The sequence below is a fragment of the Vibrio sp. 2134-1 genome, from assembly GCF_033339495.1.
This window is the reverse complement of the sequence record NZ_JAWOUS010000087.1, coordinates 1-1,317: the sequence shown is the minus strand read 5'-3', so window position 1 is coordinate 1,317 and position 1,317 is coordinate 1. Positions and strand designations below refer to the sequence as shown.

The 1,317-nt window shown below is 44.1% G+C and carries 1 protein-coding gene and 1 pseudogene; one reads left to right on the top strand and one right to left on the bottom strand.

Annotated features, from left to right (window positions below; all coding sequences use genetic code 11):
- A pseudogene (locus R7R78_RS24035) lies at positions 1-441 on the top strand (YdcF family protein); the annotation flags it as partial.
- Here the strand turns inward: R7R78_RS24035 and R7R78_RS24030 are convergent.
- Positions 431-1,087: a hypothetical protein gene (locus R7R78_RS24030; protein WP_225474362.1), complete on the bottom strand. Its 657-nt coding sequence runs from the start codon at positions 1,085-1,087 to the stop codon at positions 431-433. The pseudogene R7R78_RS24035 and the gene R7R78_RS24030 sit on opposite strands and share 11 nt — an antisense overlap.
- Positions 1,088-1,317 lie beyond the last annotated feature (230 nt).

The following is a 1,317-nucleotide window of genomic DNA, read 5'->3' as shown; positions in this document are numbered from 1 at the left end:
ACGCTAATGGATGAGCAAGGCTTACTGCGCGTGCTCAAATCTCAATGCGCGTCCGTGGGTTTAGACTTACATATTTCTCTAGATATTCAGAAGCACATTAGCGTGCCATACCCACATCAAGGGCCACAGGCAGAAGCGTTTCTTTTACTTGATGAACTGACGACGTATCGAGTGTATCTGGAGGGCGTTAAAAGTGGGGCATTTCAACGAGATTTAACTAGCGTTCGAGCACAGCCTTTGCTGCGGGCTAAACAAGCAATAAATCAACTTCGCGCTTTACCGTTAGAAATGGATGTTTTGCAGCAAATTGCGGAAATGAAAAAGGCCATCGAAATGACGGCCTTTGATGAATCGGTTGCAACAGCAGAGCGAGCATTGGAAGTGTTTCATCCCATTTTAACTGCGCTCAATCGCCGTTTAGATCCCGAGTCTATTCAGTGATTTCGCGTCGCATACGAACAGCACTCAACGCAATCAGACAGTAGCAAAGCAGCTCCATGCCTTCTTCCGAAATGTTCTTAACATCGCGGATGTAGCTTTCATTCATGACTTGCTGCCAGAAGCTTCCCATGCCGTAAAGGCGAGAGAAAACAAGCAGTAGAACGACGGCACCAATCAAGAGCTTCATGTGTGGAACTTGTAGAATACGTGCCATTTCGTTCACTGTACCTTTACCACCTTGGTAAGCTTTTGCGCAAGCCAGAGCAGTGACGGTTAACGCAGGGAATACCCACGATCCGTGACGGATCATATCCATCCAGTAGTCCAGTTCGCGAATGATCAACACAGCGAAGAAGCCGGAAATCAAAATAGCAGCGTGTTTAACTTGTTCTTCTTGCCTAGAAAGCTGGGAAAACGCCGATGAAGCGATCGCTAGCATGATTAGTTGTAGAGTTTCGGTAACAGAAACTTCGCGCAAACTTGAGCCCAATACTACGTAATCAAGACGAATACTCAGATTGACGAGAATACTGATCGCAACAATCATCAATGCGCTTAAACACGATTTGTAGATGATGCGTTTTGACTCATCAGTAATCACGTTGTTTTGTGCCGTTTCGGCTTGTTTAACTATTTGTGTTTTCATCCTGACCACCTGTTTCCAGAAAAATGTGGAAGAAATGTGAATTTGTGTGATGTTGGGCATGATTTTATTAACCAAGTGGAAAGTATTGTCAGGGGAATGTCAGGAATAGAACGCTGTTCGATATTATATTTGCATACGGTAAAGTCAGAGTAGTGTGAAGTTCATGTAGGAAAATGCGGATACCAAAGAACAAAAAAGGAGCCGATTGGCTCCTTAGTTATTGAATAATA